This is a genomic window from Streptomyces sp. NPDC006259, assembly GCF_042870975.1.
GTDB lineage: Bacteria > Actinomycetota > Actinomycetes > Streptomycetales > Streptomycetaceae > Streptomyces.
In genome coordinates this window covers 16,923-30,005 of sequence record NZ_JBIAHY010000011.1, presented here as the reverse complement: position 1 = coordinate 30,005, position 13,083 = coordinate 16,923, and the positions used below count along the sequence as shown (strand labels likewise).

The following is a 13,083-nucleotide window of genomic DNA, read 5'->3' as shown; positions in this document are numbered from 1 at the left end:
TGGTGGGCGGACGGTGGTCAGCTGCCGGACGGTGATGCGGCGCCGCTGGGTGTGGCCGGGGCCTGGGCGTTCGGGGCGCTGGACGGCTTGCTCTGGGCAGCGGTGGCTGGGGCGTCGTCGAGGGAGGAGATCTCCCACCGCCCGGCGCGGGCGGTCAGGCCGAGCGCGTACGTGAGCGGGAAGGTGTTGCCGTCCGCGTCGGTGGCGTCGACCGAGACCAGCAGGCGCCTGCGGACGCCGTCGCCGGGGACCTTGTTGTCGGCGCTGTCGGGGGAGTCGTCCTGAACAGCGGTGAGCTTGATGGAGGAGTAGGGGGTCGGCGTCACGGGATAGATGTGGACGCCGGGGGCGGTGTAGCGGTCCAACTCGCCCTGGCCGGCCACGTACGCCTTCAGAAATGAGGCGGCGGTATCCGATGCGGGGTCGGCGGTCCCGCTGCCGCGAGAGGTCGGGTAGCCGAGGTCACCGGGTTTGAGTGAGCGCGGCGCGGCGACCTGCGCCGGCAGGGAGACGGCCGTGTATCCGGACGTGGCGTCGGCGGTGGAGCCGGTCGACTGCACGGCGACGCGGAAGTACTGGACTCCGGCGTCGGTGTAGCCGCCCTTCTTGGACTTCGCCGCGACGTTGACCGCGACGGTGACGGACCAGTAGCCGGAGGAGAGCTCGCGGGCGTCCATCACCTGCGTGCGCAGGGCGCTGCGGGTGCCGGCAGGGTGCGTGAGCGCGATGCTGCCCGAGTAGTACGGCGCCAGGTTCTTCTCGGTGCCCTCCCCGGCTTCCAGGTAGGAGCCGACAAAGAGCTGCGCGAAGCCCGCCGGCCCGGTCGCCTCGGTCGACTTGACCGCGGCCTGCGGCTTGGGCGCGCTCTGGGCCGGTGCGGAGGAGCTGAGCAGAGCAAGGACTCCGATGACCGGGCCGGAGGCGATCAGTGTCCATGCCCCGAGGCGGGCCAGGCGCGCGAGTCCGGTCAGGCCGGCCGTGCTTGTCTTCCAGCCGGCGGCCTCCTCCGTCTCGTCCTGTTCGGCTGGCCCCCGTTCGACGGTCTCGACAGCCGCGTCCTCGGGCCACGCCTCGTTCTCCCGGCGAGCCTTTCGGCGTGAGCGCTTCAAGACGCGCTCCGCTGGGCCTGCGCCGTCAGAAGTGCGGCGATGCGGGACTTCAGATGCTCGGGGGTACGGGACTTCAGCGTCTCCCAGGACATGAGCGCGGGCTCGGAGTCGTGGTCGAGGAAGTGGCGCATCTCCTCGTGCACTGTGCGGTCGAGCGGGTCGCGCACCAGGGCGGTGCCCAGGCGGGTGGCGGTGATGCGGGCGGTGGCCACGCGGGTCTCGTCCTCGTCGGCGAGCGGGCCTGCAGCGCGAGTGGGGCCGGAGGTGTGGGCGGCAGTCATGAAGGTGCTCCCGTGAAGTCGATGGTCAGAGCGGGAAAGGGGGCCGTGCACGGATCACCCGTAGAGGTGTGGTTTTGGTCCGCCGTGTGACAGCCGGAGGGCAAAAAGTTCAGGCGGCGGTGCGGACTGCCTGGCGCAGCGGCCGGACCGCCCGGCTGGCGCGCTGGCGCAGGCGCGCGCCTTCGTTGCCCATCGACCGGCGGGTGCGCGGGGCGCGGCCGGGGACGGTGGAGGCTTCCAGGTAGTAGCTTGCGATCCGCTGGGCGTCGGAGATCGTGAGCGCCTGGATGTCGACGGCCCACATCACGAGGGAAAGAAGTTCGGCGCGGGGGTCATCGGCGCAGAGCTCGGGTTCGTCGCTGCTGACGATCTCGAGTTCGACGGCCCGCACGAGGCAGTCGGCCAGCTGCACCTGCGTCGCCGGGTCGGGGGCGCCGGCCGGCAGCAGTGCGGCGGACCGGTCGCCGACGAGTGGCAGCAACGAGTCCCCTATGTCCCGCAGGGCCGAGCGGTCGTCGTAGTCGGCCGCCATGGTCTTCTGCGCGAGGACGAGGGTGTCCATCGAGATGTTCGCGAAGACGCCCCGGGGGCGGCGCTCCAGCGGGTAGGTGCCCACGACCTCGAACAGCGCGCTGAACATCGCCGAGACGATGTCGTCCCAGCGGATTCCCTCGCGCTGCTGCGACTTGGCCATCGAGACGGTCTTCGGCAACATGACGCGAGCCGCCGCCCGCCAGGCCAGATCCTGATCGGCGCCGGTGCCCTTGGCGCGCCGCAGCAGGATGGACATCGCCTGGTCGTGGTCCTCCCAGGCGCCGCGGCGGAACAGGGCGCTGATCTTGTCGACCACACCCTGCGGGTTCTGGGCGCCGGCGAACAGCGGGTGCTCGGCGGCCCAGTCGGCGACCAGGTCGCAGGCGCGGTGGTCGTTGGAGAGTGCCGCCCAGTCGCGGTTCAGGCTCCGAAGGGTGCTGGAGCCCTCGTCGGTGGCCGAGGCGGAAGAGGTGCTGAGGGGGCTTGTGCGGTGCGACATCCGAGACCGTCCTTAGTCATCCGGTGGGGATGCCGCTGACGATCTTTTGACCCCCCTAGTCCGCGGTCTGACCGCACAGGCCGAGGCAAGCGGCCAAGGAAGAACGCGCTTCGCATCGCGGTGGCGCGCGCACCGGACAAGGGGTGCGGTGGACGTGCGCGCACCGGTGCGCGAGCTGGACAAGGGGTGCGCGCACGGTGCGCATCGCGCGGGGGCCGGCGCACCAGCGCGGATTTGGTGCGGTGCGCGGTGCGCGCGGCCGGGCGCACCGGTGCGCGCCTTCGCTGGCAGGTCCGCAACGCGCGGCGCGCCATCGGGACCTTCGCCGGGCGCACCGTGCGCACCTCGCCCGGCGACAGTGCCACCTGCCGAACGGAAGGCCGGCGCGCGCGGCGCGCCAGTTCCCTGCCTCCCGCCCCGCAGCAGCGGTGCGTCCACCGCCTTCTGCTGACGCAGCGTGATGCACGCGAAGGGCGGACCCCGTGAGAGATGTTTCCCCTGAGACCCGCTGCGGCCGGGCCGCGTCCTACCCGGACCAGGGCGACAGCTGGCCGGTAGCGAACCTGGTCAAGGAATGACGCGCCAGGCCGCAGCGGTGGACAAGGGGCGGAAGGAGGGCTTCCGCAAGCTGGACAAGGGGCGACCGCCGCGTGGTCATCAACCTGGACAAGGGGTAATCCGCCATGGGTGCATCGGAATTGAGGAGTCCATCCGCATCACTGGCGACTACAGCACGTCACAAGCGGGACAGCTCCGTGAAGCCCCTTGGAGCCGCGTCCGATCAGTTGACCGACCGGTGCGCTCGGCACCGCGCGCGGGACCCCGATCGCCGCCGACCGCATTGGCGGCGCGCCGCGTGGGTCGAGCGCGTACGCGCCGCGCGCCTGCCACAAGCGCACGTCGGTGGGCACCGCGCGCGCCGCGCGCGACGACGGCACCCGGCGGCGCACCGAGGAGGCAGGCCCGCACTCCGACGCGCGCTTCGGCTCGCGCACGAGTGCGGACGAGGCGGCTGGTTATCGTCCGGCCACCTCGGCGAGAAGTTCCTTCGCCCGGTGCCGCGCGCACACCGGCCGGGTCGGCAGCGCCAACCGCTCACAGGTCTCCCCGGGCCACCCAACGCACCGCGCCGAGGCGCGCTGGCGCTCCGGCGCCGTGGAGGCGGCCAGCGCACGCAGTTGCTCCCGGCACGGCTTGCAGAGCTGATCACCGAGCGCGGGGCCGAGCAGGTTGATCCGGCAGCCACAGTCCCGGCAGACCGAGCGGCGCGGAGCCGGGAGCACGTGTTCAGGAGCCGGACGAGACGGCACCGACGGAACGCACTGCGTGCATGGTGTCCCTGGTCCGCCGAGGCCGTGGTCGGGGCACTGGCCGAGCTCGATCCGGTGGAGCCGTAGGCGTTCCCAGCGCCGTGTGGTCGCGACGTCGGAGCATGCCGCGCAGGCCTCGCCGCTCGGCCACATCACACCGGACTCACAGGCCTGGTGGCCACAGCCCCACCGTGGCAGCGCGACCCCCATCAGCCATCGGGCGGGGTCCTTGATGTCCGACATCAGCACGCTCGCGAATCGCGCCGTCAGCCGTTGGCGGAGCCGGGGGACGTCGCAGCCGTGATCGAGTTGGCGCCCGACCTCGCGGGCAATTCGCCGTTGCATGAACGTGTTCGCCTGCCGGTACAGCGGCTGCACGGGCTCAAGGACTTCGACGATCCGCGGGTGCAGCGTCAGCGCAGGGCCGTCGTAGCTGGCCTGAGTGGCTTGGCCGCCCTGGGAGAGCGCTCGTCTGGCACCCGCGCGGAGCGCGAGTTCTCCCTCGGTCCCACCATCTCGCGCAGGGCGTGAGCCGGAGTTATCCACAGGTGAAGCGCCCTTTACCACCTGTACTTCGCCTGCGGCGGGTGAGTCAGGGCGGCGCTCGTCATCAGGTCGGTCAGTTCTCTGGTCTTCCCTAGTCGCGAGCGAACCTTCACTGGGCGCCACACCCGATCCCTCATCAGGTTGCGAAGACGCCGAGTCGGCTTCCGCCGCCGTCGAGGGCGGCGATGTCTGCGGCGCAGGGGGGACGTCGTGCGCGATGAACTGGTGCCGGCCTCGGGCCCCTGCCCGTCGCAGCACCGTGATCCATCCGGTTGCTTCGAGCGCGTCAACGACCTTTCCCGCGGCCGCCGCCGACAGCGCTGTGCCCGCGCGCGCACCGGAGTGGTGGTGCAGGTGGCCGGCCAGCTCGCCCTCGGTGAGCGGGATGCGCTGGGCCTGGGCGAAGCAGAGCACCGCGAACGCACGAAGCTCCCGCGGACTGAGGTCTTCGCAGGCCGCGACGGGCAGCCAGATGAAGCGCTCGTCCCGCCGCATCGGACGCACGCGACGCCGGGCCGTGGTGCCGGATCCTCCCGGCAGAGACCGGCGCTGGTTGGTCGGGAGCTCGATGACGCCATCCGGACCCGGCCTGCGCAGCTGGGCGATGCCGCGTTCGACGGACGAGCGCGACAGCCCGAGGTAGGAGGCGAGGACCGCCGTCCCTGCGGTGCAGCCCTCCGGACGCTGGCCGAGCGCCTTGATCTTCATGTAGACGGTCAGGGCGACGTCGGCGTAGTGCGCAGACTCCACAAGGCGCATCGGCACCTTGACGCGCTGGCGCCGTACGGGTCGCTGGTTACGGGACACGCGGGAAGAGCCCGACGCCTGCTGTGGCAGGACCGGAATGGGCGGGTCGATGGTAGCGAGGAGTACAGAACTGGACACACTTCTCCCGCACGCCGTCGGCGGGGTGACGAACCGTCGACGAGGTGCTCGAGTCGCCGTCCTCCCGGCTGTGCGGAGAAGACGGCCTTGCAGATATGGGACCAGGCGCCCGGCTGCGGTCAGAGGTGTCAACCCTGCGGCTGCATCCGTGCACAGTGATGGCCGGACGCTCGCCTGCTGACGCGCGGCATGCCGTGCAGCTGGGCGCGGAAAGCCCATGGCCAAGGTGTGAAGCGAGGGGCGAAGCCCCTTGTCCGGACCCCTTGGCCGCGGGGGCGGATTCAGCGCGAGGCGCCTGGTGGACATGGCGCGGAAGGCGCCACCAGCAGGTCGCGTGAGCAGGCCGTCCCGGGGCCGCGCCCAAAAGTGGATGACACTCCTGAAGCGGGCACACGGGGAGAAATTGCCATCACGTCGTGTGACCTTGACGTGACAGTTGAGGGACGAATGGCTGAGAAGGCTGGTCCCGGACGGCTGCTGAGCTGACAAATGCCATGGTGGTGCTGCAAGATGTACTCCGGTTCCTCCCTGGTGCTATCCAGGGACGACTGAGGCCCCTCGGGGCCAATGCTGCTGGGAGGCAGTGATCATCCAGACCTAGCGGTCTGGCTCTTCGCTCGACGGAGCTGGTAACTCCGTAGGAGCGGTGACGGCCGGAAGAGGAGCTGCTAACTCCGATCCGGCGCGGAAGGGCGAGGAGCGTTCCCTGCTAGGGGACGCCCGCCCGGTATCTCTACGACATTCCGCCCTCCTCGGTCAGGGCGATGAGCGATGAGCGGTGTCCGCACAGCAAAAAGCCCCGGTCCGTCGGCGTCTTGGACGCAGCGACGAGGCCGGGCTGACTGTGCATTTGTGTGTGGGTGCGGGTACGCTCCACCACGAGACACCGCCTTATTCGGTTTCTCGAACTCGATACACGCCCTCGGACTTGCTCAAGGTCCGGGGGCATCGTGTTGTCAGGGCTAGCAGTAGATCAATCGAGGGTCACCCTATCCCCAACGACAACAGAAGTGCACAGCCTGTTGATGGACCGGTACACGCCGCGCGTCGCGCTGATCAGGGATCATTTCACGTCCGGTTCACCATAGTTAGGCACATTTCCAGACCAATCAGTCAAGCTGACTCTATCGGCCCGGATGATCGTAAACTCACAACTCCGCGCCTGTTCCCCGCTGTAGCTCACGCGCTGCACTGAAAGCGTCACGGCGGTGCGCGACTTGAGTAGCGCCGTCTCCTGGTCCGTCGCCAGCCGCGCCGAGATGGTGTGCAGGTGCCCGGTCTCCTTCAGGCCGGCCGCGTCCAGGATGCCGGCCTCGTCGACGAGGTCTGGATCCAGGAGTCGGGGAGCGGCGTCGGCGATGCCCCGCGGTACGTACATCTCGCGCACTGCCCAGGGGGCGCCGGTTCGGCCGAGGACGCTCTGGCGCAGGACGACGCTCATCTCCGGCGGTCCGCCCAGCGCGTCGGCGACTCCGTCGGACGCCTTGCGGAACGCCGTGGTGACCGGCTCGGTCGTGTCGCCGGCCTGCGCGAGGGCGGGCCGGACGTGGCCGTGTTCGTCGACGCGTGCCTCGAAGGCGGCAGCAGGCGAAAGGATCATGTAGCCGACCTTGGGAACTGCCCTGATCAGGCCCTCCTGCTCAAGGATTTGCATGGCCGCGATCAGCGTCTTGCGTGCACATCCGAGATGCTCGGCGAGCTGGCGCCCGGACACGATAGTGCCGGGCGCACGGTCGGGTTCGCCGTTGAGGATCTCAGTACGCAGCTGGTCGGCGAGGCTGCGCCTGCTGGTCGGGGTCGTGGCCATGTGGCACATACTGCCGCACGCCCAAGGGGCGGGGTGTGCAGGGCCGCTGTCGCCGTAAGTGCTCTTGACGAGATCGGCAAACCGTTGCACCATCTGGACTACCTGGGGTACTCCAGGTAGTCCAGATGGTTCTGCGCTCACGCAAAACGGCCCCCGAGGGATTCGAGCCCTCGGAGGCCGTCGTGACGCAAGCCGCCCCCTCCCGCCACGAAGGACAGACGACGCAATGACCAGCATGACAGCCGACTTCACACCGGAGGGCACCACCGAGATCAGCCGCGTGCTCGCCGATACCCCCTCGGCCGCCGAGCTCGCCGACGGCGGATACCTCACCGGCCCCGAAGGGCAGGCCGTCGCCAGCCAGATGCGCGAATCCCAGCTGCGCGAGGCCCTCCTGCTGGGACGCTGCGGCGGCACGAACGACGTCAACGCCTTCTACCAGCTCAACGAAGAGCCGGCCGAAGAGTGGATGACTCGCCGCGAGCTCACCATCGCCCAGTACTGCGCACCCTGCCCGATCGCCGCCGCCTGCCTCGAACTCGCCCTGCGATACCCCGAGCACCCCCGCGACCTGGCGGTGCGCGGCGGCACCACCGAGGAGATGCAGCTGACCCTCAGCAAAGCCGACCACGAGCGACTGGCCAAGGCCTGCGCCCTCGACGCCAGGCCGGCCGAACAGCGCGTCGAGCGGCTGCGCCCGGCCCGCGAGGTGAAAAGGCTGACCCAGTCCCACATCGGCCTCTCGGTCAAGCCGGACGTCCTGAAGACGAACCACACTGAGCTCAAGGCCGCGGTCGCCCACCACGAGCGGCTCCAGGGCGAGTACCGGCGCGTGACGGGGTGGGCCGCATGACAGACCACACGACGCCGGCCCGCGACTCCTCCTCCGAGATGAGCAAGCTCCGCGCCCTCAACCACCGTCTTGTGCAGGCCCTGCAGGCGAAGGCCGAGACACCCGTCACCCTCCTGCCTCTGCCGCAGGACGGCACCGAACCGCAGCCGACCGCCCTCGTCGGTGTCCTCCTGATCCTGTGGCACCGGGCCCGCCTCAAGGCCGACGCCTACCGAGCGTGGATCGAGCAGTCGGCGCCCCCGACGGACGCTGTCGTCCACGATGCCGCCGAGTCGGCGTGCGCGCACCTTCACCACCAGGCGCCGTCCCAACAGCCCGAGCACCGCGGGGAGGAGGACGACCCCGATGAACACAGTCGGCCCCGCCCGTGCGGCAACTGCTGACGACCTGCAAGCCGCAAGCCAGGGCCCGCAGCGAAGGACATTCACCGTGCTCCTGCAGATCATTCCCGGCTACGAGCAGCAGCCCTTGTACTACTGGGCGTCATGCGCCGGGTACTACCCGTTCCAGCACTTCTGCGAGTAACGACATGACACTCACGAAGAACGAGAAACGCCAGGGCAAGCGGGGCGTCCACAGCGGCCGGCTACGCCGCCCGGCCACCTGTCAACTCGCGATCGCCGCCAGTGTGCTGGCCCGCTACGGATTCAAGGACCAGGCCGACGCCCACAACAACGGGATGTGCGCTCGCCTCTACGCCCTCGGGCGCCGGACGGCCAACTCATGAGCCGCGTGACATACCCGCCGCTGGACGGTCCGACCGCCAACGAGGCCGACCTGGACCGCGCGCTGTTCGGTCCGTACGAAGCCGAGGACGCGCAGGGCGCGGGCGAGCCGGAGTAGGCCGCGGCACAGCCGCGGGAAGGCCAGCCCGCCCGGCGCCGGAGATGACCGTCACGTCGCCGATCTCGCCCCCCAACTACCTCCCCCGATGCTGTGCCCGCCAGATCAGGCCGATGGCGCACGCCACGAAGAAGGAGCACGACGGTGAGCAGCAAGGCCCGTCGCCGACGTCGCCAGCCCCCCAGGGCCTCGTCGCAGCCACAGAGTCCGCAGCCTGCGGACAACCCCAGCCAGGTGCTGGATGCCGTCGAGGCCGTCGAGGTCCTGGCCTTCCTCGCCGACGCCCGCGACCGGTCGGCCGACATCCTCGACCTGACGAAGGAGGAGTGCGAGGCCTTCAGGACCGAGACGACGATGCAGGCCGAAGCCAGTCTCGCCGCGGCCCGGGCCCAGGCCACCCGTGTGTGCGAGGAGGCGGAACGCCGGGCCCGGGAGCTCCAGGAGTGCGCTTGGGAAGCGAGTTCGGCCGTCGCGGCCGGTGCCGCTGAGCAGGCCGCCGTGACCAAGGAAGCCGCCGACCGTGAAGCATCCCAGGTCCTCACCGCTGCGGAAGCGGAAGGACGGCGCCTCGTTGAGGAGGCCACCACCCGGGCACTCGCTACCCACGAGACAGCGCAGGTGCACGTCGAGCAGGTGCTCGCCGACGCACAGATCCAGGCCGACCAGCTCCGGCGTGCAGCCCGGCGCGACGCCGATGAGGCCAACAGCCGTCTGCGTGACGCCGAGGCCGAGGCCAGACGCATCCGCCAGGAAGCGGCCGACGCTGACACCGAGCGGCGCCGGCAGTCGGCACTGGACATCAAGGCAGACCGGGAACGGGCCGCCCGCGACGCCGCGGAACTGCGCAGCGCCGCGGCCGCGACGGTCGCATCCGCCGAGAAACGGGCCGCTGACCTGCTGGAGCAGGCCACCAACCGCCAGACCGCGGCGACGGAGAAGAACGAGGAGGCCGACCGGCTGCTCGCCGAGGCCAAAAAGGCGTGGGAGCGCGCGCGTTCGCGCCCCGCGCGCCGGCAGGAACGAAAGCGGGTGCGACAGCAGGGCCGTCACCAGCGGTCGACGGCTCGGCGTGAGCACAAGCAGGCCAAAGGGCGCCCCACGCTCACCTACCGGCTCGGACAGATCCGCAGTTGGGTGCGTGAGCTCGTGCGCAACCAGGCCCGCCGTATCCTGGTCACCGGCCCGATCCTGGCCCCGATGGCGGTGGCCTGGTGGTCCCAGACCGAATACGCCAAGGACGCGTTCGGCTGGTGGACCGTCTTCGCGCTCGGATTTGCCGCCGCGTGGGAGCTCACGACAGCTTTCACCGGCTGGATGTACCACCAGGCCCGGCAGCAGGGCGACTCCGGAACCATCTACCGGATCATGACGTGGGTGTTCGCGTCCGGAGCGGCCGCGATGAACTACGCCCACCACTGTGGTCCCGGCGGGCGGCCGACGCAGGCCTCCGTCGCGTTTGCGACCATGAGTGTCGTCGGCATGGTGCTGTGGGAGCTGTACGCCTCCCTGGTCCACCGCCAGTACCTGCGCGAGCAGGGGCTGGTCTCCCGGGCACGACCGAAGATCGGCCTGATCCGCTGGATCCGCTTCCCGGTCCGGTCCTGGACGGCTTGGTCGCTGACGATCGAAAACGCTTCTCTCTCCACCCTGGAACGAGCCTGGAACGCGGCGAGCATCGAGCTGGCGGACCGGAACGCGCTCCGTTCCGGAACGGCCTTGAACCGCATCGTGATCCCTCACGTTCCACTCGCCGGTCTCTACGACGGCGCCGGTCCGGCGACGGTCCCCCTGTTCCGCCAGATCGGGAACGCACCGAACGGAACAGGCAGCGGCGCGTGGGCGCACTGGAATGGAACGCCCCGGACACCGCTCCCGCCGGCCGGCACGCACACCGGCGGAACGGACCGGAACGACAACCTCGTTCCGCTCGGCCGTCCCTCAGCTGACCAGGACTCTTCCAGCGTCCCGTTCCGTTCCGCCCCACCGGCCGGCGCCCCGGACGGTGCGAGCGGCACGGGAACGGAACGCGCACCGGGCGCGGCGACGCCGGAGGGCCGCACCGCGGAACGGGGCGGAACGGAGCCAGCGGCGAAACGGCACGCGCCGGGCGGAACGGAGAACGCGGAACGGAACGACCGGAACGGACGCGAGCGCACCAGCGGTGCGGAACGAGAGGGGGAGGAAATGGTGCTCGAGGACAAGGAACGCGCCGCGGTGGAACGCCTCGTCGCCAGGAACCAGCCGCTGAGCAAGCGCAGCATCTCGGAGGAGGTGCGATCAAACGGAGACACGATCGCCGACGAGCGCGCACTGAAGATCGCCAACTACCTCAACGCCATGGCGAAGAGCCAGCTCGGCCAGCACCTCGCAGGCGTCTGACATCCGCTCTGGCCGACTGCCGGCTCGAGCGCCAAAACCGGGAGACCCGGCCCGCTTTCCTAGGGCCCGGCCGGGTCTCCCCACTCCATGAATCGGGAGCCCGCACATCATGACCCACGACCCCGGCCAGGGACGGCCGTTCCGTCGCCGACGGCCGATCAGCCTGCAGTGGCTGCTCGTCGGCGACGACCACCGGCTTGCCCGGGCCCGCTACGGAGCCGGGGAGTCCGCCACCGAGCGCGCCGACCGCCTGGAGGCGGCCGGAGACCGGGCACGCCGCGCACGACGTCAGGAGCAGGTCCGCCGCGCCGCCCGTAAAGGCCAGCAGCGGGAGGACTCGATCTACACATCCTCCCCTTCGGCGGACCAACGTGCTGCTCGCAGCCGCTATCGGGCCTGGGCACGCCGCCTGCTCCGGGCCGGCGCCCCCGCGCAGCCGGCCGAAGCGCTCCTCGCGGCCAGCACGGTAAACGACGCCCGCTGGCCGCACAGCAACTGCCTGCCCGCGCTGCCCCCGGGCTTCGCCCCGGCCACCGAGGACGCGACCCCGTCCCCGCAGGCGCATGCGAGCGAGCGATCGGACTGGGCCGTCGTGCCCGAAGGCGCACCGACCGGACGACCGGAGCCCGCGGTGAGCATCGTCGGCACCCCGTACGGCGGATTCCGCAGGCCGGGGCTGTACCTGGTTGGCGGCACCTCAACGGTGCCGAAGACGGCCACGCCCCGTCACGCCGCCGCGAGCCCCGCGCCCACGGCAGCCAAGGCGGGAGGCCACCGATGACCTCACCGCACATCAACGTGTCGAAGGAGCAGGGAGAGCCGGTCCCCGCCGCCGCCCCGAAGGGCTGCTGCCCGGGCTGTCCGCTCAGCGACACCTGCACTCTGGCCGACCTCGGGCTGACCCGCTGCGCCGTCACCGGGACCGCCCCTCCGCCCGAGCCACCGGACCACACCCCTACCGCGGCCGCAGACTCCGGCCTCGACATCACGGAGGTGGTCAGCCGCGGCGTCGAAAAGGCCGTCGGCGCCGCGTTCGGGCTGGGCTGGACAGACCTGCTCGCTGCCGTCATCGAACGCACGCACAGCACCGATTCCGAGGGCAACGAGGTTGACTGGAGCCGACTGCAGCTCGGCCGCAACCTCCTGTGCCTCGCGGTCGCCAACGTCGTGCCCATCCACGGGGCCCCCGCAGCGCGGTGGGTGGCCGACGCCTTCACGGCTGACGGCCCCGGGGCACCACTGATCTCCGCGGGCGCCGTCCTGGGCTTCGCGGGCGCGGTCGGCATCGGAACCATCGTCGGCGGCGCTATCGGGCTGCTGTGCCGTGCCGCTCTGACCGCGGCCAAGTCCGCAGGGCGACTGACCTGGCGCTTGGTGCGCTCCCGCCTGGGCTGGATCATCACCCGCCCCGTGATCTGGGCCGGCGTCTCGGGCCTGGCGATTTTCACCTGGCGTGCCCTCGTACACCTTCTTGCCGGAGCCTGATCATGTATTTCGCCATTGACCTCTTCAACAATTCGACCGCCAACGCCTCCTTCGGGGCCCTGCTGTTCGGCGCCATGGCCACTACGGCCGTCGTCGCGGGCTTCAAGTACAAGGTGCTCAGGAAATGGAAGACGTTCGTCCTTGTCTTCTTCTTCGTCCTGCTGGTCACGGTGAACTCCGGCGGCCTCTTCGGCGAGATCGCCGGAGCTCTACGACAGGTCATGAACGTGGCAGGTGAGACAGCGGTGGAGAAGGCCGCCGGTGCCACCGCCAACGCGAACCCGCCCCGCTCCGCAGTAACCCCTGTGTCCGCGGGCGGCGCCGCGATCGGACTGTGCGGCCTGGTCTGGTACGGCGTCCGCCTGTACGCGGCGAAGGGGAAGCCCGCGGACTGGAAGGAGATGGCCGGAGGGGCCGTCGTGGCCATGTGCTACGGCACCTCGCTCGGCTTCATGGGTGTGATCGTCAGCGCCACCACCCTGACCGGCAACAACGTCGGGCTCTGGATCTTCGGCGGCTGACCGGCCGCAGACGGTCGTCCACGCATTGCCC

General features: G+C 70.4%; 12 protein-coding genes. 7 read left to right on the top strand and 5 right to left on the bottom strand.

Translation table 11 applies throughout. The annotated features are described in order from the left end of the window. Positions 1 to 17: 17 nt before the first annotated feature. The 5 genes from ACFYO5_RS34360 to ACFYO5_RS34340 form a co-directional block, all read right to left on the bottom strand. Positions 18 to 1,109: a conjugal transfer protein gene (locus ACFYO5_RS34360; RefSeq protein WP_388716561.1), complete on the bottom strand. Its 1,092-nt coding sequence runs from the start codon at positions 1,107 to 1,109 to the stop codon at positions 18 to 20. Further along, positions 1,106 to 1,390, bottom strand: a complete 285-nt coding sequence (locus ACFYO5_RS34355; RefSeq protein WP_388716558.1) for a hypothetical protein — start codon at positions 1,388 to 1,390, stop codon at positions 1,106 to 1,108. The genes ACFYO5_RS34360 and ACFYO5_RS34355 overlap by 4 nt, the downstream gene beginning before the upstream one ends. A 109-nt stretch (positions 1,391 to 1,499) precedes the next feature. Further along, positions 1,500 to 2,423, bottom strand: a complete 924-nt coding sequence (locus tag ACFYO5_RS34350) for a hypothetical protein (RefSeq protein ID WP_388716556.1) — start codon at positions 2,421 to 2,423, stop codon at positions 1,500 to 1,502. A 1,016-nt stretch (positions 2,424 to 3,439) separates the two neighbouring features. Next, positions 3,440 to 5,038 carry a hypothetical protein gene (locus ACFYO5_RS34345; RefSeq protein ID WP_388716553.1) on the bottom strand — a complete coding sequence of 533 codons (1,599 nt, stop codon included), beginning with the start codon at positions 5,036 to 5,038 and terminating at the stop codon, positions 3,440 to 3,442. Between the two features lie 1,189 nt (positions 5,039 to 6,227). Beyond that, positions 6,228 to 6,971, bottom strand: coding sequence for a GntR family transcriptional regulator (locus tag ACFYO5_RS34340; RefSeq protein ID WP_388716550.1), 744 nt, complete (start codon positions 6,969 to 6,971; stop codon positions 6,228 to 6,230). Between the two features lie 226 nt (positions 6,972 to 7,197). Here ACFYO5_RS34340 and ACFYO5_RS34335 point away from each other — a divergent pair, with 226 nt between their 5' ends. The 7 genes from ACFYO5_RS34335 to ACFYO5_RS34305 all read left to right on the top strand — a co-directional run bounded on the left by ACFYO5_RS34335 (position 7,198) and on the right by ACFYO5_RS34305 (position 13,052). Then, positions 7,198 to 7,824: a hypothetical protein gene (locus ACFYO5_RS34335; protein ID WP_388716547.1), complete on the top strand. Its 627-nt coding sequence runs from the start codon at positions 7,198 to 7,200 to the stop codon at positions 7,822 to 7,824. Then, complete coding sequence (locus ACFYO5_RS34330) at positions 7,821 to 8,207, top strand: hypothetical protein (protein WP_388716544.1); 387 nt, start codon at positions 7,821 to 7,823, stop codon at positions 8,205 to 8,207. The genes ACFYO5_RS34335 and ACFYO5_RS34330 overlap by 4 nt, the downstream gene beginning before the upstream one ends. Before the next feature lie 146 nt (positions 8,208 to 8,353). Next, positions 8,354 to 8,551, top strand: coding sequence for a hypothetical protein (locus tag ACFYO5_RS34325; protein WP_330351901.1), 198 nt, complete (start codon positions 8,354 to 8,356; stop codon positions 8,549 to 8,551). Between the two features lie 614 nt (positions 8,552 to 9,165). Further along, positions 9,166 to 11,046 carry a hypothetical protein gene (locus tag ACFYO5_RS34320; RefSeq protein ID WP_388716541.1) on the top strand — a complete coding sequence of 627 codons (1,881 nt, stop codon included), beginning with the start codon at positions 9,166 to 9,168 and terminating at the stop codon, positions 11,044 to 11,046. Between the two features lie 109 nt (positions 11,047 to 11,155). Then, positions 11,156 to 11,827 (top strand): hypothetical protein, encoded by a 672-nt coding sequence (locus ACFYO5_RS34315; RefSeq protein ID WP_388716538.1) that lies wholly within the window; start codon positions 11,156 to 11,158, stop codon positions 11,825 to 11,827. Next, a complete protein-coding gene (locus tag ACFYO5_RS34310) occupies positions 11,824 to 12,531 on the top strand; it encodes a hypothetical protein (RefSeq protein ID WP_388716535.1) in 708 nt (235 codons plus the stop codon). Before ACFYO5_RS34315 ends, ACFYO5_RS34310 begins: the two co-directional genes overlap by 4 nt. A gap of 2 nt (positions 12,532 to 12,533) precedes the next feature. Next, a complete protein-coding gene (locus tag ACFYO5_RS34305) occupies positions 12,534 to 13,052 on the top strand; it encodes a hypothetical protein (protein ID WP_388716532.1) in 519 nt (172 codons plus the stop codon). Positions 13,053 to 13,083: the final 31 nt, after the last annotated feature.

What these genes read in the sequence shown, in the direction of transcription:
- ACFYO5_RS34355 (WP_388716558.1), bottom strand. Translation starts at nt 1,390, where the DNA reads ATGACTGCCGCCCACACCTCCGGCCCCACTCGCGCTGCAGGCCCGCTC.
- ACFYO5_RS34350 (WP_388716556.1), bottom strand. Translation starts at nt 2,423, where the DNA reads ATGTCGCACCGCACAAGCCCCCTCAGCACCTCTTCCGCCTCGGCCACC.
- ACFYO5_RS34345 (WP_388716553.1), bottom strand. Translation starts at nt 5,038, where the DNA reads ATGCGCCTTGTGGAGTCTGCGCACTACGCCGACGTCGCCCTGACCGTC.
- ACFYO5_RS34340 (WP_388716550.1), bottom strand. Translation starts at nt 6,971, where the DNA reads ATGGCCACGACCCCGACCAGCAGGCGCAGCCTCGCCGACCAGCTGCGT.
- ACFYO5_RS34335 (WP_388716547.1), top strand. Translation starts at nt 7,198, where the DNA reads ATGACCAGCATGACAGCCGACTTCACACCGGAGGGCACCACCGAGATC.
- ACFYO5_RS34330 (WP_388716544.1), top strand. Translation starts at nt 7,821, where the DNA reads ATGACAGACCACACGACGCCGGCCCGCGACTCCTCCTCCGAGATGAGC.
- ACFYO5_RS34325 (WP_330351901.1), top strand. Translation starts at nt 8,354, where the DNA reads ATGACACTCACGAAGAACGAGAAACGCCAGGGCAAGCGGGGCGTCCAC.
- ACFYO5_RS34315 (WP_388716538.1), top strand. Translation starts at nt 11,156, where the DNA reads ATGACCCACGACCCCGGCCAGGGACGGCCGTTCCGTCGCCGACGGCCG.
- ACFYO5_RS34310 (WP_388716535.1), top strand. Translation starts at nt 11,824, where the DNA reads ATGACCTCACCGCACATCAACGTGTCGAAGGAGCAGGGAGAGCCGGTC.
- ACFYO5_RS34305 (WP_388716532.1), top strand. Translation starts at nt 12,534, where the DNA reads ATGTATTTCGCCATTGACCTCTTCAACAATTCGACCGCCAACGCCTCC.